Source organism: Sulfitobacter sp. AS59 (assembly GCF_038899995.1).
In the GTDB taxonomy this organism is placed as follows: Bacteria; Pseudomonadota; Alphaproteobacteria; order Rhodobacterales; family Rhodobacteraceae; genus Sulfitobacter.
The window spans coordinates 144,299-168,720 of the sequence record NZ_JBBMQK010000005.1; the positions used below are offsets into that span (position 1 = coordinate 144,299).

23 protein-coding genes are annotated in these 24,422 nt (G+C 57.8%); 16 read left to right on the plus strand and 7 right to left on the minus strand.

Features of this window, described 5'->3' with window-relative positions; translation table 11 throughout:
- Window positions 1-19: 19 nt before the first annotated feature.
- Window positions 20-1,513 carry a class I adenylate-forming enzyme family protein gene (locus WNY39_RS13125; protein ID WP_342846090.1) on the plus strand — a complete coding sequence of 498 codons (1,494 nt, stop codon included), beginning with the start codon at window positions 20-22 and terminating at the stop codon, window positions 1,511-1,513.
- Window positions 1,514-1,597: 84 nt separating this feature from the next.
- Here WNY39_RS13125 and rpe read toward each other — a convergent pair whose 3' ends face one another.
- Both rpe and WNY39_RS13135 read right to left on the minus strand, forming a co-directional pair.
- Window positions 1,598-2,287, minus strand: a complete 690-nt coding sequence (gene rpe / locus WNY39_RS13130) for a ribulose-phosphate 3-epimerase (RefSeq protein WP_342846092.1) — start codon at window positions 2,285-2,287, stop codon at window positions 1,598-1,600.
- Window positions 2,288-2,469: 182 nt separating this feature from the next.
- A complete protein-coding gene (locus WNY39_RS13135) occupies window positions 2,470-5,673 on the minus strand; it encodes a 4Fe-4S double cluster binding domain-containing protein (RefSeq protein WP_342846094.1) in 3,204 nt (1,067 codons plus the stop codon).
- A 153-nt stretch (window positions 5,674-5,826) separates the two neighbouring features.
- Between WNY39_RS13135 and WNY39_RS13140 the strand changes: the two genes are divergently transcribed.
- Complete coding sequence (locus tag WNY39_RS13140; RefSeq protein ID WP_342846096.1) at window positions 5,827-6,042, plus strand: DUF2945 domain-containing protein; 216 nt, start codon at window positions 5,827-5,829, stop codon at window positions 6,040-6,042.
- A gap of 22 nt (window positions 6,043-6,064) precedes the next feature.
- On the opposite strand, the gene WNY39_RS13145 is transcribed toward WNY39_RS13140, so the two are convergent.
- The 3 genes from WNY39_RS13145 to WNY39_RS13155 all read right to left on the minus strand — a co-directional run bounded on the left by WNY39_RS13145 (window position 6,065) and on the right by WNY39_RS13155 (window position 7,930).
- A complete protein-coding gene (locus tag WNY39_RS13145) occupies window positions 6,065-7,141 on the minus strand; it encodes a YeeE/YedE family protein (protein WP_342846098.1) in 1,077 nt (358 codons plus the stop codon).
- A gap of 6 nt (window positions 7,142-7,147) precedes the next feature.
- The gene (locus WNY39_RS13150) at window positions 7,148-7,483 is read right to left on the minus strand and encodes a metalloregulator ArsR/SmtB family transcription factor (RefSeq protein WP_093917001.1); all 336 of its coding nucleotides are present in this window, start codon (window positions 7,481-7,483) and stop codon (window positions 7,148-7,150) included.
- Window positions 7,484-7,552: 69 nt separating this feature from the next.
- The gene (locus WNY39_RS13155) at window positions 7,553-7,930 is read right to left on the minus strand and encodes a hypothetical protein (protein WP_342846225.1); all 378 of its coding nucleotides are present in this window, start codon (window positions 7,928-7,930) and stop codon (window positions 7,553-7,555) included.
- 71 nt (window positions 7,931-8,001) lie between these two features.
- On the opposite strand from WNY39_RS13155, the gene WNY39_RS13160 reads away from it, so the two are divergent.
- From WNY39_RS13160 to WNY39_RS13205, 10 genes are all read left to right on the plus strand, one after another.
- Window positions 8,002-8,742, plus strand: coding sequence for a cytochrome c biogenesis protein CcdA (locus WNY39_RS13160; protein WP_342846101.1), 741 nt, complete (start codon window positions 8,002-8,004; stop codon window positions 8,740-8,742).
- Window positions 8,743-8,767: 25 nt separating this feature from the next.
- Window positions 8,768-9,334: a thioredoxin family protein gene (locus WNY39_RS13165; RefSeq protein WP_342846103.1), complete on the plus strand. Its 567-nt coding sequence runs from the start codon at window positions 8,768-8,770 to the stop codon at window positions 9,332-9,334.
- Between the two features lie 130 nt (window positions 9,335-9,464).
- Complete coding sequence (soxX, locus tag WNY39_RS13170; RefSeq protein ID WP_341233576.1) at window positions 9,465-9,938, plus strand: sulfur oxidation c-type cytochrome SoxX; 474 nt, start codon at window positions 9,465-9,467, stop codon at window positions 9,936-9,938.
- Window positions 9,939-9,975: 37 nt separating this feature from the next.
- Window positions 9,976-10,395, plus strand: a complete 420-nt coding sequence (gene soxY, locus WNY39_RS13175) for a thiosulfate oxidation carrier protein SoxY (RefSeq protein WP_341233577.1) — start codon at window positions 9,976-9,978, stop codon at window positions 10,393-10,395.
- A gap of 22 nt (window positions 10,396-10,417) precedes the next feature.
- Window positions 10,418-10,747, plus strand: a complete 330-nt coding sequence (gene soxZ / locus WNY39_RS13180; RefSeq protein ID WP_341233578.1) for a thiosulfate oxidation carrier complex protein SoxZ — start codon at window positions 10,418-10,420, stop codon at window positions 10,745-10,747.
- Between the two features lie 27 nt (window positions 10,748-10,774).
- Window positions 10,775-11,629, plus strand: a complete 855-nt coding sequence (gene soxA / locus WNY39_RS13185) for a sulfur oxidation c-type cytochrome SoxA (protein WP_342846107.1) — start codon at window positions 10,775-10,777, stop codon at window positions 11,627-11,629.
- 97 nt (window positions 11,630-11,726) lie between these two features.
- Window positions 11,727-13,430 (plus strand): thiosulfohydrolase SoxB, encoded by a 1,704-nt coding sequence (gene soxB, locus WNY39_RS13190; protein ID WP_342846109.1) that lies wholly within the window; start codon window positions 11,727-11,729, stop codon window positions 13,428-13,430.
- 35 nt (window positions 13,431-13,465) lie between these two features.
- Window positions 13,466-14,737, plus strand: coding sequence for a sulfite dehydrogenase (gene soxC, locus WNY39_RS13195; RefSeq protein WP_342846111.1), 1,272 nt, complete (start codon window positions 13,466-13,468; stop codon window positions 14,735-14,737).
- Window positions 14,721-15,755, plus strand: coding sequence for a c-type cytochrome (locus tag WNY39_RS13200; RefSeq protein ID WP_342846113.1), 1,035 nt, complete (start codon window positions 14,721-14,723; stop codon window positions 15,753-15,755). The genes soxC and WNY39_RS13200 overlap by 17 nt, the downstream gene beginning before the upstream one ends.
- 154 nt (window positions 15,756-15,909) lie before the next feature.
- Window positions 15,910-16,356 (plus strand): DUF302 domain-containing protein, encoded by a 447-nt coding sequence (locus tag WNY39_RS13205; RefSeq protein WP_341233582.1) that lies wholly within the window; start codon window positions 15,910-15,912, stop codon window positions 16,354-16,356.
- A 3-nt stretch (window positions 16,357-16,359) separates the two neighbouring features.
- On the opposite strand, the gene WNY39_RS13210 is transcribed toward WNY39_RS13205, so the two are convergent.
- Window positions 16,360-17,310, minus strand: a complete 951-nt coding sequence (locus WNY39_RS13210) for an MBL fold metallo-hydrolase (protein WP_342846115.1) — start codon at window positions 17,308-17,310, stop codon at window positions 16,360-16,362.
- Entirely contained in the window at window positions 17,307-18,218 is a 912-nt protein-coding gene (locus WNY39_RS13215) for an MBL fold metallo-hydrolase (RefSeq protein ID WP_342846117.1), read from the minus strand. The genes WNY39_RS13210 and WNY39_RS13215 overlap by 4 nt, the downstream gene beginning before the upstream one ends.
- A 108-nt stretch (window positions 18,219-18,326) precedes the next feature.
- Between WNY39_RS13215 and WNY39_RS13220 the strand changes: the two genes are divergently transcribed.
- From WNY39_RS13220 to WNY39_RS13235, 4 genes are all read left to right on the plus strand, one after another.
- Window positions 18,327-19,211 carry an MBL fold metallo-hydrolase gene (locus tag WNY39_RS13220; protein ID WP_342846119.1) on the plus strand — a complete coding sequence of 295 codons (885 nt, stop codon included), beginning with the start codon at window positions 18,327-18,329 and terminating at the stop codon, window positions 19,209-19,211.
- A 227-nt stretch (window positions 19,212-19,438) separates the two neighbouring features.
- Entirely contained in the window at window positions 19,439-21,160 is a 1,722-nt protein-coding gene (sulP, locus tag WNY39_RS13225) for a sulfate permease (RefSeq protein WP_342846121.1), read from the plus strand.
- A 105-nt stretch (window positions 21,161-21,265) separates the two neighbouring features.
- Window positions 21,266-22,834, plus strand: coding sequence for a class I adenylate-forming enzyme family protein (locus WNY39_RS13230; RefSeq protein WP_342846123.1), 1,569 nt, complete (start codon window positions 21,266-21,268; stop codon window positions 22,832-22,834).
- Between the two features lie 16 nt (window positions 22,835-22,850).
- Window positions 22,851-24,419: an acetolactate synthase large subunit gene (locus tag WNY39_RS13235; protein ID WP_342846125.1), complete on the plus strand. Its 1,569-nt coding sequence runs from the start codon at window positions 22,851-22,853 to the stop codon at window positions 24,417-24,419.
- Window positions 24,420-24,422 lie beyond the last annotated feature (3 nt).

Genomic DNA, 24,422 nt, shown 5'->3' on the forward strand with positions numbered 1-24,422 from the left:
CTGCGAGGAGGCAGAGCTTATGGCACGTGTAGAGGATTATCTTGCACAACAAATCACATCCCGAGGCGATGCTCAGGCGCTATCTGACAGCGTAGGGACCAGCTGGACCTTCAATGACTACGGCAAGGCGGCTGATGCCATCGCTGAAACGCTAAAGGCAGCAGGGGTCAAACCCAATGACCGTGTGTTGCTGCTGTCTGAAAACTGCGGTGCCGCTGCGGCCACAATCTTTGGCACGTGGAAAGCGGGGGCTGTGATTATTCCGGTCAACGCGCGCCAGACCGAAGGCGAAGTAAAACGCATTCTGGATCACGCGACACCAGCCGCCATTCTAATGACAACCGGCGCATCACCCGACGCTGTCAAACACGCCGAAAACATGGGCGCAAAAGAGGTCACCGGCGCATTCGGAACGATGCATCTGGCCACGCCCATCGCCAGCAACCCTGACGCTGACCTAAGCGACGTTGCGGTTTTGCTGTATACAACGGGCACCACTGGCGACCCCAAGGGCGTGATGCTGACCCATGACAATGTGCGCTTTGGCGGTATGACATCGGCCAACCTGCGCGGCATGGCACCGGGTGATGTGGTTTACGGCGTGTTGCCGCTGACCCATGTATTCGGCCTGTGTTCGGTCCTGACAGCGTCCTGCTATGTCGGCGCTGAAATCCGGCTCGAGGCGCGTTTTTCGGCTGAGAAACTGTATAACGCATTGACGTCGGGGGTGAATTTCCTGTCCGCCGTGCCGCAGATGCATGCGCTGCTGATGCAATACACCAAGGAAAAAGGCCTGACGCATCTGAACTCGAAAACGCTGCGCTATGTCTCGTCTGGGGCGGCACCGCTTGACCCTGCATGGAAACGCAAGGCCGAAGGGTTTTACGGCGTCGCCATCCAGAACGGCTATGGCATGACCGAAACCGCCGCCGGTACCTCCGCGACCTCCAACCCTATCGGATCGCCCGATGTGTCCGTCGGCCCGCCGCTGGCGGGGATCGAGGTCAAGATTGATGACACAGTCGAAGGCGGTGGTGTCGGCACGGGCGAAGTGATGACCCGTGGGCCGCAGATCATGAAAGGCTATTACAAAAACCCGACCGAGACCGCAAAAGTGGTCGATGCGGACGGATGGCTGCGCACCGGCGATCTGGGCAAGCTGGACGAGAACGGTTTTCTGCACATTTTGGGCCGGTCAAAAGAGCTGATTATTCACGGCGGGTTCAACGTGTATCCCCCCGAAGTCGAAGCCGCGATCAACGACCATCCGCAAGTGATCCAATCCGCCGTGATTGGCCGCAGCAAAGATGGCGACGAGGAAGTGCTGGCCTTTGTGCAAATCGCCGAGGGTGACAGTCTGGACCCCGACGACCTGCGCGCTTTTGTGCGGGAGCGGCTGACCGGCTATAAGCGACCCAAGCATATCATCATTGGCACAGCCCTTCCGGCTGCGCCAACGGGCAAGATCCTGAAGCACAAATTGCTTGAGACGTTCAAAGATCAAATGACCTAAGCCGGTTCGCATCATACAAGAAAGGCCGGACCCTGTAGTGGGGCACCGGCCTTTTTCTTTCTTAGTCTCGGTGTCGCTTAGCGTTTAGACGTACACGCCTGTCGCCGCTTCGCGGATCGCACGGATGTTATCGCCGTATGGGCCGGGGTTCGACACGGACCCGCCCCTGAACACGGCAGAGCCTGCAACCAGAACATCGGCACCCGCCTGCGCGACAGTGGGGGCGGTGTTCACGTCCACGCCGCCATCAATTTCAATATGGATCGGACGGTCGCCGATCATCGCGCGCAGCGTTTTGATTTTGTCAGACATGTCGATGAATTTCTGCCCGCCAAAGCCGGGGTTCACGGTCATCACGCAAACCAGATCGGTGATGTCCAGTAGATGCTCAATGGCCGAGGCTGGCGTACCGGGGTTCAGGGCCACCCCCGCCTTGGCACCTGCGCCACGGATAGCTTGTAACGTGCGGTGAATATGCGCGCCTGCCTCAACATGGGCGGTAATGAAATCGGCCCCGGCATTTGCGAAGGCTTCGATATAGGGATCAACGGGCGCGATCATCAGATGCACATCCATGATACCCTTGATATGCGGGCGGATGGCTGCGCAGGTGGTGGGGCCAAAGCTGATATTGGGCACGAAATGCCCATCCATCACATCGACATGAACCCAATCGGCCCCTTGTGACTCAATAGCTTCGCATTCGGCCCCGAAATTCGCGAAATCAGCGGCGAGGATGGAGGGGGCGATTTTGATAGAGCGGTCGAATGTCATATTTGCTGGCCTTATTGGGAGGGTTAGCCGCGATATAAGCGCTGGCAGCGCTGGTGGCAATTGGTGGAGCCTTCGGCGAGGATTTTAGACCATTTGGAAATCAGGGTTAGGTTTCATAATAGTCGCTGTGCCCGAGGGTGAAATTGTGTTGCAGGATTGTACGGCCCGCGGAGATGTGCGGGTCATAGATCGATCTCCAATACGCCGTTTGGTTCTGCCGCGCGGGATTGGCAGAGGATGATCTCGGTTTCTCGTTGCTTGGCGGATAAGACGAAATCGCGGTGTTCCGCTGCGCCTGACAGCAGGTTGCATTTACACACACCGCATATGCCATCGGCGCATTTGATGTCCAGTTTGATATCTGCGGCGATCAGCGCGTCGCTGGCGGACTCGTCGGCGGTGACTTGGATTTCGCGGCCATCGGTCAGACGCAGAGTGAAGGGATGGTTGATGTACTCGGGCACCGTGGGGGGCGCGAAATATTCCAGATGCAGTTTGTCCTCGGGCAGGCCGTTTGCCTCTCCTGCATCCATCACGGCTTGCATATAGGCGTCAGGGCCGCAGGTATAGACATGGGTTCCTTTGATGGCTTGCGAGAGTAGTGCTGACATATCGGCGCGGGTGTTTTCAGCACTTAGATGTTTGTGAACGCGGTCGGCCCATGCGACACGCGCAAGCATGTCGATAAACGGGGCCGTCGCGCGGGATGGGGCAGAGTAGTGCAAATCAAAAGGTTGGCCAATCGCGTGGAGGCGGTGGGCGAAGGCGATCATCGGCGTAATGCCAATACCGCCGCCAAACAGCAGGCTGTGCGGGGCGTCTTCGACCAGTTCGAAATGGTTCGTGGGGGCAGACACAAACACGCGGCGGCCTTGGGTGAAAATACGGTGCAGTAGTGCCGAGCCACCGCGCCCTTCGTCTTCGCGCAAGACGGCAATACGGTAGCGTGTCCGGTCGGCAGGATCGCCCAACAGCGAGTAGGGGCGCAGGTATTCAGGGGCCACGACAAGATCAAGATGCGCGCCCGCCGTCCATGGGGGCAGGTCGGCACCGTCCGGGTGCACCAGATCATAAAGGGTGACTGCGTCGCTAAGCTGTTCGACCCGACCGATGCGCAAATCCAGCACAGGTGTATCTGCGCCCGCATCATAAAGATGCAAGTGATCGGTTGCGCCTGCGGCATTGCGGGCGCGGTGTTCATCTGCGGTAAGCAGGGCGGCATGCGCCTTGATCCCGGCCTCGCGGTTCATCGGGTCGGGATAGGGCCACGGATGCGGGGCAAGCGGGGCGGGGTAGACGGCCAATGTCTGATCCTCGGCCCGCAGTTTCAGGTCGGGCTGAAGGTCGCGGGCATTGACCGGATGGGTAGGGGCAGTCACCGCGCCGCCGCGCTGGTGTTCGATGTCCCACCACCACTTTTTAACCGGGTTCAGCCCGCCACGGCCCAAGGCGTCATCCAGCCGCGCCAATAGGGGTGCGGCGGCGGGGATGGTGCTGGCGGCCCAGCGAAACGGAGCCTCGGCGAACAGCCCTTCGAGGTTCCACGGGCAGGTTTTCATGCAACGCCCACACATCGACCCGCCCTTGTTGGTGATCCGGTAGGTGGCGCATTTCTGGCTGTCTGATTTCCAGATCTCGTAGCCGTTGAACATCTTTTTCGGGCCTGCCGTGATCGCCCCTGACGGGCATTCACGGGCGCATTTATTGCAGGCTTCGCAGAATTTTTGCAGGCCGAAATCGATGGGCTTGTCATGGGTCACGGGCATGGTGTGGGTCACAATGCCGGATTTCAGACGCGGGCCAAGGAAGGGGTTCAGGATCACCTCGCCGATCCGGCTGACCTCGCCCAGGCCTGATAGCAGCAACAGCGGTGGCTGCAAAACATCGCCATCCATCACCGTATGCGCCTTGGCGTCAAAGCCAAGGTTGCGCAGTTGCTGTGCCAGAATGCCGCCCAGAACGGAAAACCGCAGATAGGCGCGCATGGATTGGGCGGTGCTGATCCAGTCATCGCCGGATGCGCCCTCCATCGTTTCAAAGCCTTGATCGATGATCAACCCAAGCGATTGATCGTGGGGCGGCACGATAGGGGTGCCGGTGGCGTCATGGCTGTACCATGTCCAATCCGGACAGGCAGAGGACCCAGCGGCATCGACGCCAAGGAAATATGCCGCCGCTTTCAGGTTGGCCGCGTTGCGCTGCGGGTCTGCGTCCAGAACGGTCGGGGCAGGTGTGCCTTTTTGCAGCAAGATCAGCGCGCCCAGTAATCTGCGTTGAGCCGATGCGGGGGCGGATTTGACGATATGTTGTCCGCCTTTCATGGCGTCCTGCACTTTGGGCCCCATGTCGCCGAATTGGCCGCGTGCAAACATGTCCGTGCGCTTGGGGATGCGCGGCACATTCGGGGCATCGATATAGGTGGTCGGGTTGTCAACGCGTTTGAGGGTTTCAAACGGATGCGGGCCATTTACAAAGGCGCGCTTGGCATAGGGATCGTGACCGCGCGCGCTGGCCCCGCCGTGGGTGCCAAGCTGCCAAACATGGCCGCGCAAAACCGATGCGGGTTGCTGCGCAAGGGGGCAAAGCGGCAGGTCGGGGGCCATGACCATGTCGGTGGTGATGGCCGCAAGGCCATAGCGCTGGCCCAGCCATGGGGCGCAAGGCGTGCCGTCTTGCATCACCGTTAGGCCCGCCGCCAGCGCCAGTTTGGGGAGGTGCACATCGCTGGAGGTTACCGAATGGGCGCGGGCGTCAAAGCCCAGGATACGGATATATTCGGCGAGCACCGTCGCATTTTCGGCGGCGCGCAGGGACGCCCGTTGGGCCTGCGCATCGGTGATCCAGTCGCTGCCAGCTTCGTCCTTGGACGGGTCGCGCGGGTAGGCGACCAGCACAACAATCGCATGGGTATGGTGCGCAACCGTGCCCGCATCCGCGCCCGCAGTATCGCGCAGGTCGGCCATGATCGCGTCAATGCCAGTGGCAAGGGTCGTGGTCTGGCGATGTTTTAAATCGTCCACCAGCGCCGTGACATCTGGGTTCTTCCGAGGGGCGGGCAGGATGGCGTTTTGGGGCAGGGCACAAACCCCCATCATGGAGGCATCGTTGTAATAGCCAAAGGCCTTAAGGTGCTGCGCGCGTTCGACCGGATCATCGGGGATCTCGGCACGGGTGCTGTTGACCGCGCCTGACCGCAGCGCATCCATCATCGCCTGAAACGGGCCCATCGCATTAACGATGCTTTCGGGGTTGTCGGGCGCTGAAAACGAGACTTCGGGAAAGGTCAAATCTGGCAAATCCACATGCGGCTTGGTTTCCCTGTGCAGCCGCTCAAGCGGGTAGGGGCCAAGATGCACGGGACGGGATTTGCCGGAGAATATCTTCATGATGGTGATCGTGACATTGGGGGTAAGGAAAGGACAGTCCAAAGATCGCAGAAATGCGCGAAACAGCCGTGCAGGGAACTGATCTGCGCCCACCCTCGTTCTTCTACCAATGGTCCCTGTGGGGACGGCAGCGGCACTGAAAGGGAAACGCAGATGGCAGAGATTTCGCAAGGCACCAAAGTCACTTGGAACTGGGGGCAAGGCAAGGCCAGTGGGACGGTGCAAAAGACATACAGCACAAGCGTCACACGCACCCTGAAAGGCACCGAGGTTACGCGCAATGGCACCAAGGATGATCCCGCGTTGTTGATCGAACAGGAGGACGGCGACGAGGTTTTAAAGCTGTGCTCGGAAGTGGACGTCGCTTGAACGATGTCGCAGGTCGCTGGACCTAACCAATAGGGCGAAACCCCTCAACCAGTTGCCGCAGCCCGATCAAGGCCCCTAAAACGATGCAGGCCAGTGTCACCGGCGCGCTATAGGCCAGGACCGAAAAGGCCGATAGCCCCTGACCAACGCTGCATCCAACGGCGACCACGGCACCAAAGCCCATCAGGACCGCCCCGCCAATCTGACGGCGCAATTCGCGGGGGTCTTCGCAGGCTTCCCACCGCATATGGCCTTTGATCAGGCAACCGGCCAGCGCGCCTAAAATTACCCCCACAACCGATCCGGTGCCGAAGCTGATCGTGTTGCCCGAGGATGTCATGAGGTACAGCAATGTCTCGCCCACAGGTGCGGTGAAGGTGTGCGAGATGATGATGCTGCGGTCAAAACCGTGTGCGGTGATCCATTGGGTCGCGGCCCAGCCCGAAACGATGGCGATGCCCACAACCACACCCCACAGAATTGATGCCGTGCTGTCGCGAAGCCCCTTGTGCAGCAAGGTTCCCGCGATCAGTAGTCCACCCAACGCAAGGCCCACCAGATGCAGATCTACGGGCAGATACCGGGCGATCAGATGGGCAATGCCCGGGGGCGTCATACCAGCCTCGGCCATCGGGAAGAGCATCAGCCGCAGGCCAGAGAGCGGCCCACCAAGCGCCACATAGGCGGACACGCCCATGACGATTACAATCATGAAGGACCGCAAATCCCCGCAGCCCATGCGCGCCAGCGCGCCGTAGCCACAATTGCCCGCAATCGCCATGCCATATCCGAAAACCAAGCCTCCGATGATGCTGGCCCACGGGTTCCATGCCAGCGACAGGTATAGCGTGTCGGTCATGTTCAGCAGGCCACCAGCGGACAAGCCGAATGCACCGATCATCGCGACGCCAAGGGCAATGCCCCACATGGCAAAACGGGTCGAGGTTGCGCCGTAGTATAAGTCTTCGATAGCGCCCAAGGTACAAAATCGGCCAAGGCGCGCGGCAAGGCCCAGCAGGATGCCGCCAAATAATCCGGCAAAGGCCATCAGCGTCGGTTCGGAAAATCGATCCAACAGCAGCGCGCCAATACCGTTCATGTCAGATCAATCGGCGCGGCAGAACAGATCATAGACGACTTCCATGATCTGCTTGGGCCGATCATCGGCAAGCCGGTAATAGATGGTTTTGCCGTCCCTGCGCGGGATCACCAGGCCTTCTAGCCGGAGGCGTGACAGCTGTTGGGACACTGCGGCCTGACGGGCAGATAACAGTTCTTCCAATTCGGTCACGGATTTTTCGCCCGACGCCAGATGGCACAGGATCATCAACCGACCTTCATGGCTGATCGCCTTTAAAAAGTTGGACGCTTGCACCGCATTCGACGCCATCTTGTCGAGGTCTTCGGCACACATATTCTTGTCAAAAACGGGTAGACCCACAGGATGTTTTCCTCAGTATTTCAGTCACATTAAAAACTGCTTTGGTCGATCCAACGCAGCGGCTGGGGCTTAGCTTCCGTTTGGTGGCTGCATTAGTTTGGCATCAAACATCATTTTTTCCAATACTCCCCAAAAGAAATCCTCTCCGGGGTATCCTTCGATGCGCGATATTTCCTGCCCGTCTTCCATCAACACGAAGGTCGGCGTGAACCGCAAGCTACGCTCAAAGTGAAGATCGGATGGCACGTCAGCCTTGATATCAATCCGGCGCAGCGGGGCGGTTTTTCCGGCTTGGGTCTTGGGATAGATCGGCGCGATTTCTTCGTTCCAGCGGGCGCACCAGATGCAACCCTTTTCCTCGACCATGACGAGGGACACCTCGGCCATGGCCTGTCCTGACCAAGTGATCAGGGCGAGAAATGCAAAAAGGATCGCGCGGATGCGTATCATTAAAAGACCTATTGATTTCGCATAACATAATGCGAATATGTGCATGGCACAAGATAAAGGCGGCCAATATGCTTGAAATTACATTCATCGGTGCGGCGGTTGCTGGATTATTGTCCTTTCTGTCACCGTGCATTCTGCCGATCGTGCCGTTTTATCTTAGCTATCTGGCAGGCGTCGGGATGAACCAGATCACCGCTGATGGCCCCGTCGATGCGTCAGTGCGCCGCCGCGCTGTGCTGGCCTCGCTGTTTTTTGCCGCTGGGGTGATCACGATTTTCATGGGGCTGGGCGCTGCGGCTTCCAGCTTTGGCCAAGTCGTGCGGGAATATTTCGACTATCTGCGCTGGATCGCTGCTGCGATCATCATCGCCATGGGGCTGCATTTCCTGGGAGTGATCCGCATCGGCGTCTTGTACCGTCAGTTTCGCGCTGATGCGGGCGATACCCAAGCGACCAGCCTGATCGGGGCCTATGTGATCGGCCTTGCCTTTGCATTCGGTTGGACCCCTTGCGTGGGCCCGGTGCTGGCGGCAATCTTGTTTACTGCGGCGGGGACGGACACGGCAACGAACGGTGCGCTGCTGCTTTTCACCTATGGGGTCGGCATGACAGCCCCCTTTGTTCTTGCGGCGATGTTCATCGGCCCGTTCATGCGGTGGATGGCACGGTTCCGCCAGCATCTTGGCACGGTTGAAAAAATCATGGGCGCGTTGCTGGTCCTTTTCGGTGTGCTAATCGCCACAAATTCAGTAAATTATATCGCCCAATGGATGCTGGAGACCTTTCCGGTTTTCGGCAACATCGGATGAGCTTGGATAAACAGGAGTATCTAAAATGAAACTTTTGAAAGCCTGCCTGACCGTTGTTTCACTGGCCCTTGCCGGGTCGGCGTATGCTGTCGAATTGGGTGATGATGGCCTGCACAAAACCGACTGGATGCGCGACACTTTCAAAGATTTGCGCGACGATCTGGCCGAAGCCAATGCCGAGGGCAAACGCCTGATGCTGACGGTTGAACAACGCGGCTGCATTTACTGTACCAAAATGCACCAAGAGGTGTTTCCGCTTCCCAAGATTGATAGCTATCTGAAAGAGCATTTCTTTGTCGTTCAGATCAACATGTTCGGCGATGTCGACGTGACAGATTTCGATGGGGAATCGCTGTCTGAAAAAGACATGGTGCGTAAATGGGGGATGATGTTCACCCCGACGCTGGTGTTTTTGCCGCAGGATGTGGCCAAAGATCAAACCGCCGCGCAGGCCGCAGTTGCAACGGTGCCGGGGGCCTTTGGGCCGGGGACGACTTTTAATATGTTGCAATGGGTTGTCGACAAAGAATACGAGGGCGACGAGCCGTTTCAAAAATACCTGGCCCGCAAAATGGCCGAGCAGAACGACTAACTTACCGGTGCGTAAGACCACATGTTGCTAGTTTAAAATCAATTTAAAATTCACAAAAGCGAATTTATAGTTGCGTCAATATGGCGGTGGGTCTACGCTGGTATACAAATAAGAGTCTTTGGGAGGACACATGAGAGTTTCAATATACGCCTTGGTGGCGTCCGTTGCTGTCACCACAAGCGCATTCGCAGCCGAAGTCGAACCAACTGCCGTCAGCTATGAAGACGGGGCTGTCGCAATGTCTTTGACCGGTGTGGCTGGCAACGCTGAAGAGGGTGCTAAAATCGTTGGCAGCAAAAAGCTGGGCAACTGCGTGGCGTGCCACGAAGTCAGCGCGCTGCCAGACATTGCATTCCAAGGTATGATCGGCCCCGCACTTGATGGCGCTGGCGACCGTTGGAGCGAGGCAGAGCTGCGCGGGATCGTGGCAAACGCCAAGATGATGTTCGAGGGTACGATGATGCCGTCCTTTTACAAGGACACCGGCTATATCCGCCCGGGCAAAGCCTATACCGGCAAAGCCGCCGATGACACGCTGGGGCCGCTTTTGTCGGCACAGCAAATCGAAGATGTAGTGGCGTATCTCGCCACGCTCAAAGACTAAAAAGCCCCGCTAAAAGGGTTTGTTCAGGAGTATGACAATGGAATTCACAAGACGTAGTGCGATCGTCATGGGTGCAGGCGCATTTGCCGCGCTGGCGCTGCCAAAGCTGGCCGTTGCGGCCGCCGGCGAAGACGCAATTGCTGCCTTTACCGGTGGCGCAGAATTGGCAGACACAGGTGTGACACTTACCGCGCCCGAGATTGCTGAAAACGGCAACACAGTGCCAATCGAAGTCGACGCCCCCGGCGCGACCGAGATTATGGTTCTGGCCATGGGCAACCCGACACCGGGCGTTATAACCTTTGGTTTTGGTCCGCTTGCCGGATCGCAACACGCGTCCACACGTATCCGCCTTGCGGGCACACAAGACGTGGTGGCAATCGCCAAACTGGCTGACGGCTCCTTTGCGAAAGCATCGAGCACGGTAAAAGTGACAATCGGCGGCTGCGGCGGCTAAGGCTTTATAAGGAATTATTGAAATGGCATCTGGTGTAAAACCCCGCGTCAAAGTACCAAAATCCGCTGCAGCAGGTGACACGATCACCATCAAAACGCTGATCAGCCACAAAATGGAATCGGGCCAGCGCAAAGACGGCGACGGCAACGTAATTCCACGTTCGATCATCAACCGCTTTACCTGCGATTTTAATGGTCAGAATGTGGTGGATTTCACATTGCAGCCGGCGATCTCGACCAACCCATACCTTGAATTCGACGCCCTCGTGCCTGAGGCCGGGACGTTCACCTTTACTTGGTATGACGATGATGGCGACGTCTATGAAGACAGCAAAGACATCGCAATCGGTTAAGCGTCTGCATTCTCGGGAGGAATAAGAATGAATAAATTCACCAAAGGGTTAGGGGCCTGCATGACCGCGATTTTCGTGGCATCAGGTGCAATGGCCGAACCAGCAGACGATACTCTGGTCATCAATGATGAGATCGAAATCGTCACACGCACAGCAGCCCCTGCGCATCTTTCCGATGCGCTGGACGAGGTCATGTCGGGTTGGTTGTTTCGGGGCGCAGAAACCCGTGACATGGAACGCGATGATTTCGACAACGCTGGCATGATCTTTGTCGAAAAGGCCGAAGACAAATGGAACGCGGCTGACGGTTCCGAGGGTAAATCCTGTGCGGATTGCCACGGCGCGTCCGAGGAAATGGCAGGCGTGCGTCCGGTATATCCAAAATACGTCGAAGCCGCTGGCGAAGTGCGTACCTTGGAAATGCAGATCAACGATTGTCGTGAAAACCGCATGGGTGCCGAAAAGTGGAAATACACTGGTGGCGACATGGTGAACATGACGGCGCTGTTGTCGTCGGTGTCACGTGGCATGCCTGTGAACATCGCCATCGATGGTCCTGCACAATCCACGTGGGAACAGGGCAAGGAAATCTATTACACCCGTTTTGGTCAGCTTGAACTGTCCTGCGCAAATTGCCACGAAGATAACTATGGCAACATGATCCGCGCAGACCACCTGAGCCAAGGTCAGATCAACGGTTTCCCAACCTACCGTCTGAAAAACGCCAAGCTGAATTCGGCGCATGCCCGTTTCAAGGGCTGTGTACGTGATACACGCGCCGAGACATTCAACCCCGGCAGCCCAGAGTTTGTGGCGCTGGAAATGTATGTCGGTTCGCGCGGCAACGGTCTGTCTGTCGAAGGGCCGTCCGTCCGCAACTAATTAACCAGTACCCCGCCCTGCATTCGCGGGGCGGGCTTTTTCGTCCAAGACCCATTCAAACATGCGCATGTGAATGCGTAAGATTAAGGCCAGTCGCATGATCTCTCGCCGTGATTTCCTCCAAGCCAGCATGGCTGCAACCGCCCTTTACGGGGCATCATCTTTTGGTAACTGGGGCAAGCTGGCCGCGCAGCAAGCATTGACCCAAGACAAGCTGCTAGAGTTTGATACCTTTGGGAACGTCAGCCTGATCCATATCACCGACATTCACGCGCAGCTAAAACCGATCTATTTCCGCGAACCATCAATCAACATCGGTGTGGGCGGTAACAAAGGGGCCGTGCCCCATGTCACCGGTGCCGACTTCCGCAAGCTGTATGGGATCGATGACGGCAGCCATTCGGCCTATGCGCTGACCTATAATGATTTCTCGGCGCTGGCCCAAGGTTATGGCAAAATGGGCGGCCTTGATCGCGTGTCGACAGTCATCAACCAGATCCGCGCCGACCGCCCTGACGCGTTGCTGCTGGACGGTGGCGATACGTGGCACGGCAGCTATACCTGCTACCAGACCCAGGGTCAGGACATGGTTAACGTGATGAACGCGCTCAAGCCTGATGCGATGACGTTCCACTGGGAATTCACGCTGGGGTCTGACCGCGTAAATGAAATCGTCGAAGGGTTGCCCTTTGCCGCACTTGGCCAAAATATCTTTGACGCCGAATGGGACGAACCGACAGAGCTGTTCCCCCCTTACAAGTTCTTTGAATCCGGTGGCGTAAAAATTGCCGTTATCGGGCAGGCCTTCCCCTATATGCCCATCGCCAACCCCGGTTGGATGTTCCCAGAATACACCTTTGGTATCCGCGACGAACGGATGCAGGAAATGGTCGACGAAGTCCGCGCTAAAGGGGCTGAACTGGTTGTTTGCCTTAGCCACAATGGTTTCGACGTGGACAAACAGATGGCTGGCATCGTCACCGGCATTGACGTAATCCTGTCGGGGCACACCCATGACGCGCTGCCTGAACCTGTGCTGGTCGGCGAAACCATCATCGTTGCCTCGGGATCGAACGGCAAATTTGTCAGCCGCGTTGATCTGGACGTGCAGAATGGCCGCATGATGGGCTTCCGCCACAAGCTGATCCCGATCTTCTCGGATGTGATTGCGCCGGATAACGCGATCACCACCTTGATCGACGAACAGCGCGCGCCCTATGCAGAGCAACTGAGCGAGGTGATCGGCAAGACCGCTGACGACACGCTGTTGTACCGCCGCGGTAATTTCAACGGCTCGTGGGATGATCTGATCTGCGACGCGCTGCTGTCTGAGCGCGAGGCCGATATCGCGCTAAGCCCCGGCGTGCGGTGGGGCCCGTCGATCCTGCCCGGTCAGGACATCACCCGCGAAGACATCTGGAATGTCACCTCGATGACCTATCCCGAAGCGTACCGTACTGAAATGACCGGCGAATTCCTGCATGTCGTGCTGGAAGACGTGGCCGATAACCTGTTCAACCCAGACCCCTATTACCAGCAGGGCGGGGATATGGTGCGCACCGGTGGCCTTGGCTACCGGATCGACGTGACCAAGCCGCAAGGCAGCCGCATCACCGAAATGACCCTGCTAAAAACAGGCGAGCTGATCGACCCCGCCAAGACCTATCAGGTTGCCGGTTGGGCCAGCGTTAACCAAGGCACCGAAGGTCCGCCAATCTGGGACGTGGTCGAAAGCCATATCCGCAAACTGGGTACCGTTTCGCTTGGCGAAAATACCAGCGTAACCGTCGACGGCGTCTAACGCCGACACCAATCAAAAAGAGGGAGGGGTTTGTCATGTCAGACACCTTTGAAGTCAAAAAAACGAACCGGCGTGCGTTCTTGCGCGGCGCGGCAACCGCAGGGGTCGGCGCATTGGCCGCCGGGTCTGCGCGCGCGCAAACGCCTGATCCGCTGATCACCGAAACCCAAGACTGGGCGCAATCCTTTGGGGACGGCGTTGATGCCGCGCCTTACGGTCTGCCGATCGAGTATGAAAAAGATGTCGTTCGCCGCACGGTGGAATGGCTGACGGCCGACACGGTCAGTTCGATCAACTTTACGCCGATCCACGCGCTGGACGGCACGATCACGCCCCAAGGCTGCGCGTTCGAGCGTCACCATTCCGGCGCGATCGAGCTTAAGAAAGAAGACTACCGGTTGATGATCAACGGCTTGGTCGATCGCCCGCTGGTGTTCACCTATGCTGATCTTGAACGCTTTCCGCGCGAAAACCACACCTATTTCCTAGAGTGCGCCGCCAACACCGGCATGGAATGGGCCGGCGCGCAGTTGAATGGCGCGCAGTTCACCCATGGCATGATCCACAACATGGAATATACTGGCGTGCCACTACGCACCCTGCTTGAAGAAGCAGGCTATGACACCGCTGGCAAATGGGTGTTTGTCGAAGGCGCGGATGCGTCGTCGAACGGGCGTTCGATCCCGATGGAGAAAGCGCTGGACGACGTGCTGGTCGCGTTCAAAGCCAACGGCGAGGCCCTGCGCAAAGAACACGGGTATCCTGTGCGCCTTGTGGTGCCCGGTTGGGAAGGCAACATGTGGGTCAAATGGATCCGCCGTATCGAGGTAACGAATGCCCCGGTCGAGAGCCGCGAAGAAACCAGCAAATACACCGACACGCTGGCCAACGGTATCAGCCGCAAATGGACATGGGAGATGGACGCGAAATCTGTCGTCACCTCGCCCAGCCCGCAGGCACCGATTACCCACGGCAAGGGTCCGTTGGTCATCACCGGTCTTGCATGGTCCGGGCGCGGTGCGATCACCCGCGTGGATGTGTCCAAGGATGGTGGCAAAACGTGGGAAACCGCGCGCTTGGCCAAGCCGGGAGAGAAAATGGCGCTTACGCGCTTTTACCTCGACGTTGATTGGGACGGCGAGGAAATGTTCCTGCAAAGCCGCGCGATGGATGAGACCGGATATGTGCAGCCCACCAAAACGCAGCTGCGCGACGTGCGTGGGCTGAATTCGATCTATCACAACAACTGTATTCAAACCTGGTGGGTCCGCCCGAATGGGGAGGCTGAAAATGTCGAAGTTTCTTAAATCACTCTCTGTCGGTGCCGTTGCCACAATGATGGCGCTGCCAGCGGTTGCGCAGACCTATGGTTTGGGCCGCGCAGCGCTGCCCGAGGAAATTGCCGCCTGGAATTTGGACGTTCATCCCGATGGCACGGGCTTGCCTGACGGCCAAGGGGACGCGATTGTTGGCGAAGAAATCTTTGCCGCCAAATGTGCCGCCTGCCACGGCGATTTCGCAGAAGGGATCGGCAACTGGCCGAAACTGGCTGGCGGTATGGATACGCTGGACCACGAGGACCCGTTGAAAACGGTGGGGTCGTATTGGCCCTATTTGTCCACCAGCTTTGACTATATCCGCCGCTCAATGCCCTATGGCAATGCAGGGACGCTCACGGCTGACGAGACCTATGCGATTGTGGCCTATATCCTGTATTCCAACGACCTGATCGAAGACGATTTCGTGCTGTCTAAGGATACGTTTCTGGACGTCGAAATGCCAAATGCCGACGGGTTCATTCTGGATGACCGGATGGAAACCGAGGTCGCGATCTGGTCTGGCGAGCCGTGCATGACCGACTGCAAAGACAGCGTCGAAGTCACCATGCGCGCACTGGTTCTGGATGTGACCCCGGAAGAGGAAACAACCGAAGCCGCAGCAGAAGAACCCGTCGCCGCCGAACCGCAACCAGCACCAGAGCCTGAAGTGGCCGCTGTTGACCCCGCCTTGATCGCTGCAGGGGAAAAGGTATTCCGCAAGTGCAAAGCATGCCACCAAGTCGGTGACGGTGCCAAGAACCGGTCAGGGCCAATCCTGAACGGTGTGGTTGGTGCCACTGCTGGTCACATTGACGGATTTAAGTATTCCAAAGCCCTGATCGAGAAAGCCGAAGAAGGTTTGGTTTGGAACGATGAAACCCTTGCCGCATTTTTGGCAGGCCCCAAAAAATACATCAAGAAGACCAAGATGGGTTTTGCCGGCCTCAAGAAAGATGCGGATATCGAGGCCGTTATCGCTTACCTCGCGACTTTCACAGCGGACTGATTGGCACAGTAAAGGTCGCGCAGCGATAGCCCGCGCGACCTATGCCACCGCCAGCGGGTCACGAGACTGTTGGTATTTGGGCGCTGCAGGGGCTATGATTGCATAAGGTATCAGGCGGGGCTGTACCGGCACCGCCGTGCCCAACCCTGAAAGGATGCATAAGATGAAACGAACCTTTGGTGCCCTTTTACTTTGCCTTGTCGCCGCGCCCGTCGCGGCCCAGGATCAAGCGATCACGTTCCCCTATGATGGCAGCTTTGAGGACGCGACCTTTGCCGTTGAAAATGCAATCATCGGCAAGGGGCTGGTGATTGATCACGTTAGTCACGTGGGCGACATGCTGAACCGTACCGGTGCCGATGTGGGCAGCGATGTCGAGATTTACGCAGCCGCAGATGTGTTTTTGTTCTGCTCGGCCGTGTTGTCACGCAAGGTGATGGAGCTCGATCCGATGAACATCGCCCACTGCCCCTATAGCGTTTTCGTGACCGATATTGATGGCCAAGTTTCCATCGGCTACCCCACCTATCCCGAGGGACCAATGCAAGAGGTTCAGGCGTTTCTGGACGATCTCGCACAAAACGCGCTCGACGGGTTCTAGAGCCTATTCAAACTCCATCTGTTCGAACACGCGGCCCGCATTTTTAGTGGCCAGTTCCTCGAACGTATCCAGATGGGCATAGGGCGATTGGTCGACGTAATATGCGTCGGCCAGTGATCCGCCTGCATCTAGATGATCCCCGATTTTGCCACGCAGATATTCCAGATACCCCTTGGTATAGCGCCGCACCTGCGCCATGTTCGTGGGGTGGCCGTGGCCGGGTATGACATAGGTCGCGCCTAGGGCTTCGAACGGGCCGTCCCAGGTTTCCAACCATTCATCGGTCAAAGTATCGGGAAAGATCGGCAGCATCCGTTCGTGAAATGCCATATCACCCGCGATGACCAGACTTTGTTCGGGCAGCCAGACCACAATATCACCGGGGCTGTGCGAAGGGCCAAGATGCAGCGCCTCGATATGAAAATCACCCATTTCAACGGAATATGCGTCGTCAAAGGTTGCCGTGGGCGGGGTCAGTTCGGTGCTATCTGCACGTTCCTTTAGCCGCGCTTGGGCGGCGCGCAGCGATCCGGGGCCTTCATCCTCAAACGCTTCTGCGGCATCGGTCTGGGCAATGATCGTGACGCCTTGTTCGGCCCAGTAGGTGTTGCCCAGCATCGCGTGGCCTTGGCCGTTTTCGTTGAACACCAGCTTGACCAGTTGGTCGGTGACGGCCTTGATCTCGTCATGTAGGGCCTTGGCCAGTTGATACGAGCCGCCGCTGTTGATGACGACAACCCCATCGCCGGTCACGATGAAGCTGAGGTTGTTGTTATGCCCCGCGTTTTCATAGGTGGGCGGCGCGGTGGCCCCGATGGCTGAAAATACATGCGGGATGAATTCCACCGGTTTGGAGTATAAAACCGAGCCCGGATATTGATCAGCGATATCCTCGCTGGCGAAAGCGGGCAGGGAGACCAGGGTGATGGCAACTGTCAGCGCGCGCAGGGTCATAGGTCGGTCCTGAAGGTGAAGCCGTCGCTGGTTTTCTCGATCCGCCCCAGCCCGCCATGACCTAGGTGAAAGCCGACGATGGGCATGTTTGCGGTTGCCAGATCATTGATCAGTCCGACCCGTGTTTTCGCGGCACGCGCCGGATCTTGGTCAGATCCAGATTCCCACGCGGGTCGGGCCAAGGCGATGTGATCATTGCCGATACTATCGCCCACAATCATCACGGCTGTATTTTCAGCACGTACTTCAAACGCCATATGGCCGGGGGTGTGGCCGGGGGTCATGCGCGCACCAACACCGGGCAGAACTTCGTCGCCGTCTTTAAAGAACTGCATCTGTTCAGCCACAACACCCAACCGCCGCGCGGCCCCCACGGCAAAGGCCTGACGGCCGCTGTCGATGGTGTTCACTGTATTCGGGTCGGTCCAATAGTCCCATTCGGTTTGTCCGATATAGTGGGTCGCGTTGGTAAACAGGGCATCGCCGAAATCGTCCAGCACCCCCCATAGATGGTCGGGATGGCCGTGTGTCAGCACCAAATCGGTGATGTCTTCCGGGGCGACGCCTAGGGCATCAAGTGCATCCATCATTTTGCCAGCGGTGGGCATAAACTCTGATCCTGATCCTGCGTCAAACAGCACGACACGTCCGTTTCCGCGCAGCAGGCTTAGGTTGCAGGGCGGCGTGAGTTGATCATATTCCTGCCCCAACCGGTTCAGGATTGGCATCAAATCATCTTTGGGCATGGGGCCGAAAATAAAGCTGCCGGGAAGCGTCAGGTGGCCATCGCTCACCACGTCCAGCGTCATGTTCCCGATGGCCATTTGGGCATGCAGCAAACCGGGCAAACCCACCATTACGCCGGCTGCGACACCTTGCAGCATGAAGTCGCGCCTATTCGTGACCATAATCCGCTTCCCTCTTTAAAAATTCCATAGTATGAATATGTATTAAGACGCGCCGTCGCGCAAGACTTGTTCGCGATGCGTTTTTCCGCTGTAGAGGAGCATGATGCCATGACGGACTACCCAGTAGATATGAGCGTAACCCCAGAAGTTTCTGGCCATTTCGACCCGGCAACCAACACGATCAGCTATATCGTGCGTGACCCCAACTCGAATGCCTGCGCGATTGTCGACTCGGTCATGGACATTGATTATGCGGCGGGTCGCATCACCTATGACCACGCCGACACCCTGATCGCTGAGATCGAGAATAAAGGCCTGAAGTTGGAATGGATCATCGAGACCCATGTCCACGCAGACCACCTGTCAGCCGCGCCCTACATCCAGCAAAAGCTGGGCGGTAAAATCGGCGTCGGTGAAAAGATCATGGTGGTTCAGGACACCTTTGGCAAAGTGTTCAACGAGGGCACCGAATTCCAGCGGGACGGGTCGCAATTTGATGCTTTGTTCAAGGATGGGGATACGTACAAGATCGGCGGCATGGACTGCTTTGCCATGTACACGCCCGGCCACACGCCCGCCTGTATGGTGCATGTGATGGGCAACGCTGCCTTTGTCGGGGACACGTTGTTTATGCCCGACGGCGGATCGGCGCGCGCGGATTTCCCGGGCGGCGACGCGGGCCAATTGTACGACAGCATCCAAAAGGTACTAAGCCTGCCGGACGATATGCGCCTGTTCATGTGTCATGACTATGGCCCCAACGGCCGCGATATTCAGTGGGAAACCACAGTAGGCGAAGAAAAAGCCCACAACATTCACGTCGGCGGCGGCAAAACCCGCGAGGAGTTCATCGCCTTCCGCACGGAACGTGACGCACAACTGGATATGCCGAAACTGATCATCCCGTCGCTGCAGGTCAACATGCGGGCGGGCCACATTCCCAAAGACAAGGACGGGAATACGGTGCTCAAGGTGCCCGTGAACGGCCTGTAAGTAAGCACACACCTTTCGGGCAAATGCTCAAAAACCGGCGGCGCGGACATCTGTCATCCATCTGTTGGCACGGGCTGATGCAAAAAGGCCGTAGTGGGCAGACCACGCCCGAGGTCTTGTTTGCGAAACTTGACCAATATCAAGGGTGACAGTCCCCGAGTAAGGGACAACCCGAACAGGCTGGATGTCATCCGGCCTGACATCACTTAACGAAAGTCTGCGCGATAATGCCTCAGAACCTGACCAAATATCTGCCGATCCTTGATTGGGGGCGCAGCTATAACAAAACGTCGCTGTCCAACGATCTGATGGCCGCAGTGATCGTGACGATCATGCTGATCCCGCAGTCCTTGGCCTATGCGCTGTTGGCGGGGCTGCCGCCCGAGGCCGGGCTTTATGCATCGATTGTGCCCATCCTTCTTTATGCGATCTTTGGCACCAGCCGCGCCTTGGCCGTGGGGCCGGTTGCCGTTGTATCGCTGATGACGGCGGCGGCCTTGGGCAATATCGCCGATCAAGGCACGATGGGCTATGCCGTTGCCGCCCTAACGCTGGCGTTTCTGTCGGGTGCGATTTTGCTGGCAATGGGTGTGTTCAAGCTGGGCTTTCTGGCCAACTTCCTGTCCCATCCGGTGATCGCAGGCTTTATCACCGCGTCCGGTGTGATTATCGCCGCCAGCCAGATCAAGCACATTCTGGGCATCAGTGCGTCGGGTGAAAACCTGATCGAGCTGCTCCATTCTATCGTGGTCCATCTGGGCGACACGAATTGGATCACCATGATCATCGGGGTGTCGGCAACGGCGTTTCTGTTTTGGGTCCGCAAGGGGCTTAAGCCGTTTTTGAAATCCAAAGGGGTCAGCGCAGGGGCGGCAGATGTCGCGACCAAAGCCGGACCTGTGGCGGCTGTCGTTCTTACGACTGTCGTCGTCTGGCTGTTTGATTTGGCGGGCCATGGCGTGCGCATTGTCGGCGCTGTCCCGCAAAGCTTGCCACCGCTGACCATGCCCGACTTTTCCTTTGATTTGATGGGCGCGCTTTTGCTGCCTGCGATCCTGATCTCGGTCATCGGCTTTGTTGAATCCATTTCGGTTGCGCAGACCTTGGCCGCAAAAAAGCGCCAGCGTATTGATCCCGACCAAGAGCTAATTGGCCTGGGCACTGCCAACCTGGGTGCCGCGTTTACGGGTGGTTTTCCGGTGACGGGCGGGTTTTCCCGATCTGTTGTGAATTTTGACGCGGGGGCTGAAACCCCGGCTGCGGGGGCATTTACCGCTGTCGGCTTGGCCATTGCCGCGCTTGCCTTGACGCCCTTGGTGTTTTTCCTGCCGCAAGCCACGCTGGCGGCGACGATCATCGTCGCGGTGCTGACCTTGGTTGATTTCACCATTCTCAAGAAAGCATGGGGCTATTCCAAGGCTGATTTCGCGGCTGTCCTTGCCACCATGCTCGTCACCTTGGGAAGCGGTGTTGAACTGGGCGTGACCTGCGGTGTGGTCCTGTCGATATTCCTGCATCTTTATAAAACCACCAAACCGCACATCGCCGAGGTGGGGCTGGTGCCCAGCACCGAGCATTTTCGCAACATTCACCGCCACGCGGTCGAAACCGACCCCACCATTCTGACCCTACGCATCGACGAAAGCCTATATTTCGCCAATGCGCGTTTTCTTGAGGATTATATCTATGACCGTTTGGCGGGCGATGTTGATATCAAGCACGTTGTGCTCATGTGCTCTGCCATCAATGAAATCGACTTTAGCGCGCTGGAATCTCTTGAGGCGATTAATGCCCGGCTCAAGGATATGGGGATCAAACTGCACCTGTCCGAGGTCAAAGGCCCTGTGATGGACCGGTTGCAAAAGCAGCACTTTATCGCGGATCTGACGGGCCAAGTGTTTTTGTCCCAGCATGCGGCCTATGACGCGCTAAAAAATTCCGCCACGTAAGTTACATCCATTTGCAAGTTTATTTCTGATCGTTACAACGGTCCCGAGGGCCGTCTGCGAAACACTGTTCCGCAGACGGCGGAGGAGCCAGTTCAGGAATAACCGATGATATCGATCAACCCACCCGTACCGCCCAGCATGCCAGCCAAGAATATCGTGGAGGCCGTGCGTGCCAACGCGCAGGCGGACCCTGACAAGCTGGCACTGGTTTGCGAGGGGCAGCAGGTCACATGGGGTGCGTTAAATACGCGGATCAATAAAATAGCCAATCTGGTCCTGTCGCTTGGGGTCAAGAAGGGTGATAATATCGCGATCATCTCGCCCAACTCGATCCCCTATGCTGAACTGTTCATGGGCATTTTGCGGGCGGGTGCCTGCGTGACGCCCCTGTCGACAATGGCATCGCCCGATGCCTTGCAAAAGATGCTGACCGATTGCGGTGCGCGGGCGATCTTTGTCGCGGCGCAGTATCTTGATCTGGTGGATGGTTTTGTGGCCGATCTGGATATCGCCCGCTTTGCGATTGATTTCGACCATGCTGCATTTACTGCCTATGATGCGGCGGTCGAGGCGGCGGATGATACCGATCCCAACATCGCGCTGGATTTGTCGGATGCGTTCAACCTGATCTATTCGTCAGGCACCACTGGCACGCCCAAGGGCATCTTGCACAATCACGCGATGCGGACCGCGCAGATGGAACGCGTGACGCCGAACGGATATGACGACGACGCGCGCACGCTGCTGTCGACGCCGCTGTATTCCAACACCACAATCGTGTCGTTCCTGCCCACGCTTTATGGCGGATCGACCGTCTATCTGATGCCGAAATTCGACGCGCGCGGATATCTTGAGATTGTGCGGCGGGAAAAGATCACCCACACCATGCTGGTGCCCGTCCAATACAAGCGCATCATGGATGTCCCCGATTTTGACAGTTTTGATCTGTCTTCCATGAAGGTCAAATTCTCCACCTCGGCCCCTTTGCGCGCCGAGCTAAAGGCCGATGTGCTGGCCCGTTTCCCCGGTAAACTGCTCGAATATTACGGCCTGACCGAGGGCGGCGGCGTGACGGTGCTGAACTCGTCCGAACACCCTGACAAGCTGCACACTGTCGGGCAACTGGCCCCCGGCAATGACATCCGCCTGATTGACGAGGCCGGTAACGAAGTGCCCCAAGGGCAGGTCGGAGAGATTTGCGGCCGCGGACCCACCATGATGGCAGGTTATTTCGGACGCGATGATCTGACGGCCGATTACATCTGGCGCGATGCTGAGGGCAATGTATTTTTCCGCTCTGGTGACATGGGCCGCTTTGACGAGGATGGGTTTCTGATCCTGTCAGACCGCAAGAAAGACATGATCATTTCGGGTGGCTTGAACATCTATGCGGATGACCTTGAACTGGCGCTGCTGGCCGATCCCGACGTGACCGATGCCGCCGTGATCGGCGTGCCGTCTGACGCTTGGGGCGAGACGCCGTATGGCTTGGTCGTCCTGCGCGATGGGGCCACCCGCACTGCCGAACACATCTGTGCCGATGCGAATGCGAAACTGGGCAAAAGCCAACGCCTGTCAGCGGTCGAGGCGCGCGAGGTATTGCCGCGCAGCTCCATCGGGAAAATCCTGAAAAAAGAACTCCGCATCCCGTTTTGGGAAAATGCGAACACCTGAGCCAAAGGAATATAACGTGAGTACCCCAGACGATACGCCAATGAATGGTGCCGAAAGCCTTGTGAAAACCCTGCTCGATAGCGGGCTGGATACATGTTTCACCAACCCCGGCACGTCCGAGATGCACTTTGTTGCGGCCCTTGATCATGTGCCGGGCATGCGGTCGATCCTTGTACTGCAAGAGGACGTCGCCACCGGTGCCGCCGACGGGTATTTCCGCATGGCTGGGAAACCCGCCTGCACGTTGCTGCATCTTGGTCCGGGTCTCGCCAATGGTTTGTCGAACCTGCACAACGCGAAAAAGGCGGGTTCTGGTGTGGTGAACATTGTTGGCGAACATGCCGTCAGCCATATCGAGTTGGACGCGCCGCTGACTTCGGATATCGAAGGCATCGCAAGGCCGGTTTCGCATTGGGTGCACACGTCGCTGTCGGCCACTGATGTGGGCGCGGACGCGGCCAAGGCTGTGCATGCGGCCAATGTGGCACCGGGTCAGGTGGCCACGCTAATGCTACCCAGCGACACCGCATGGAACGACGGCGGCAAAGTGGCTGCGCCGCTCGCGGCGACCCCGCGGCCCAGCTATGACCAAGACGCATTGGAAAGCGCCATCGCGGCGTTGTCCGGCCCTGACAGCCTGTTGTTGCTGGGCGGTGCCGCGTTGGATGAACAGACGTTGGAAACAGCCGGGCGCATTGCCGCGAAAACGGGCTGCAAGTTGCTGTGTGAATGGGCCAACTCCAAGCTTGAGCGCGGGGCAGGGCGGGTCATCGTTAACCGCGTGCCATACCCGATTGATCAGGCGCTCGAGGCGCTGGCACCGTTCAAACGGATTGTGCTGGTCGGTGCCCGCGCGCCCATCGGGTTCTTTGCCTATCCGGGTAAACCCGCGATCCTGACGGCACCGGGGACGGATATTATTGATCTGTGCCAAACATCCCAAGACATCGCGGGGGCGCTGGATGCGCTGTGCACGGGCGCAGATGCGCAAGACTCAGCGCCCGCAAAAGTCGCCCAATCTGTTGTGCCGGAAAAACCCACCGGCCCGCTGGACCCCGACGGGATTGCATCGGTTCTGAGCCGCGTGATGCCTGAAAACGCCATCGTCGTGGACGAGGCGATTACCACGGGCCGCGCATTTTTTCCGGTCACGGCAGGGGCACCGAAACATACGTGGCTGAACAACTGTGGTGGATCCATCGGCTATGGCTTGCCGGTCTCAATCGGCGCGGCGGTGGCCTGCCCTGATCGCAAGGTTCTGGCCTTGGTCGGCGATGGCAGCGCGATGTACACCATTCAGGCGCTTTGGACGCTGGCGCGCGAACAGCTCGATGTGACAATCGTGATTTTCGCCAACCGCGTTTACAAAATCCTGCGCGGAGAGTTGACCAATGTGGGTGTCACCAACGCAGGTCCCAAGGCGATGGACATGCTGTCTCTGGATCAACCCACACTAAAGTTCGTCGAGATGGCACAGTCTATGGGCGTCGAGGCAACGCAGGTCACCGATTGCGAGGCATTGGAGCTGGCGATTGAAACCGGACTGGCGACCAAAGGCCCGTATCTGATCGAAGCCGTGCTTTAGAAG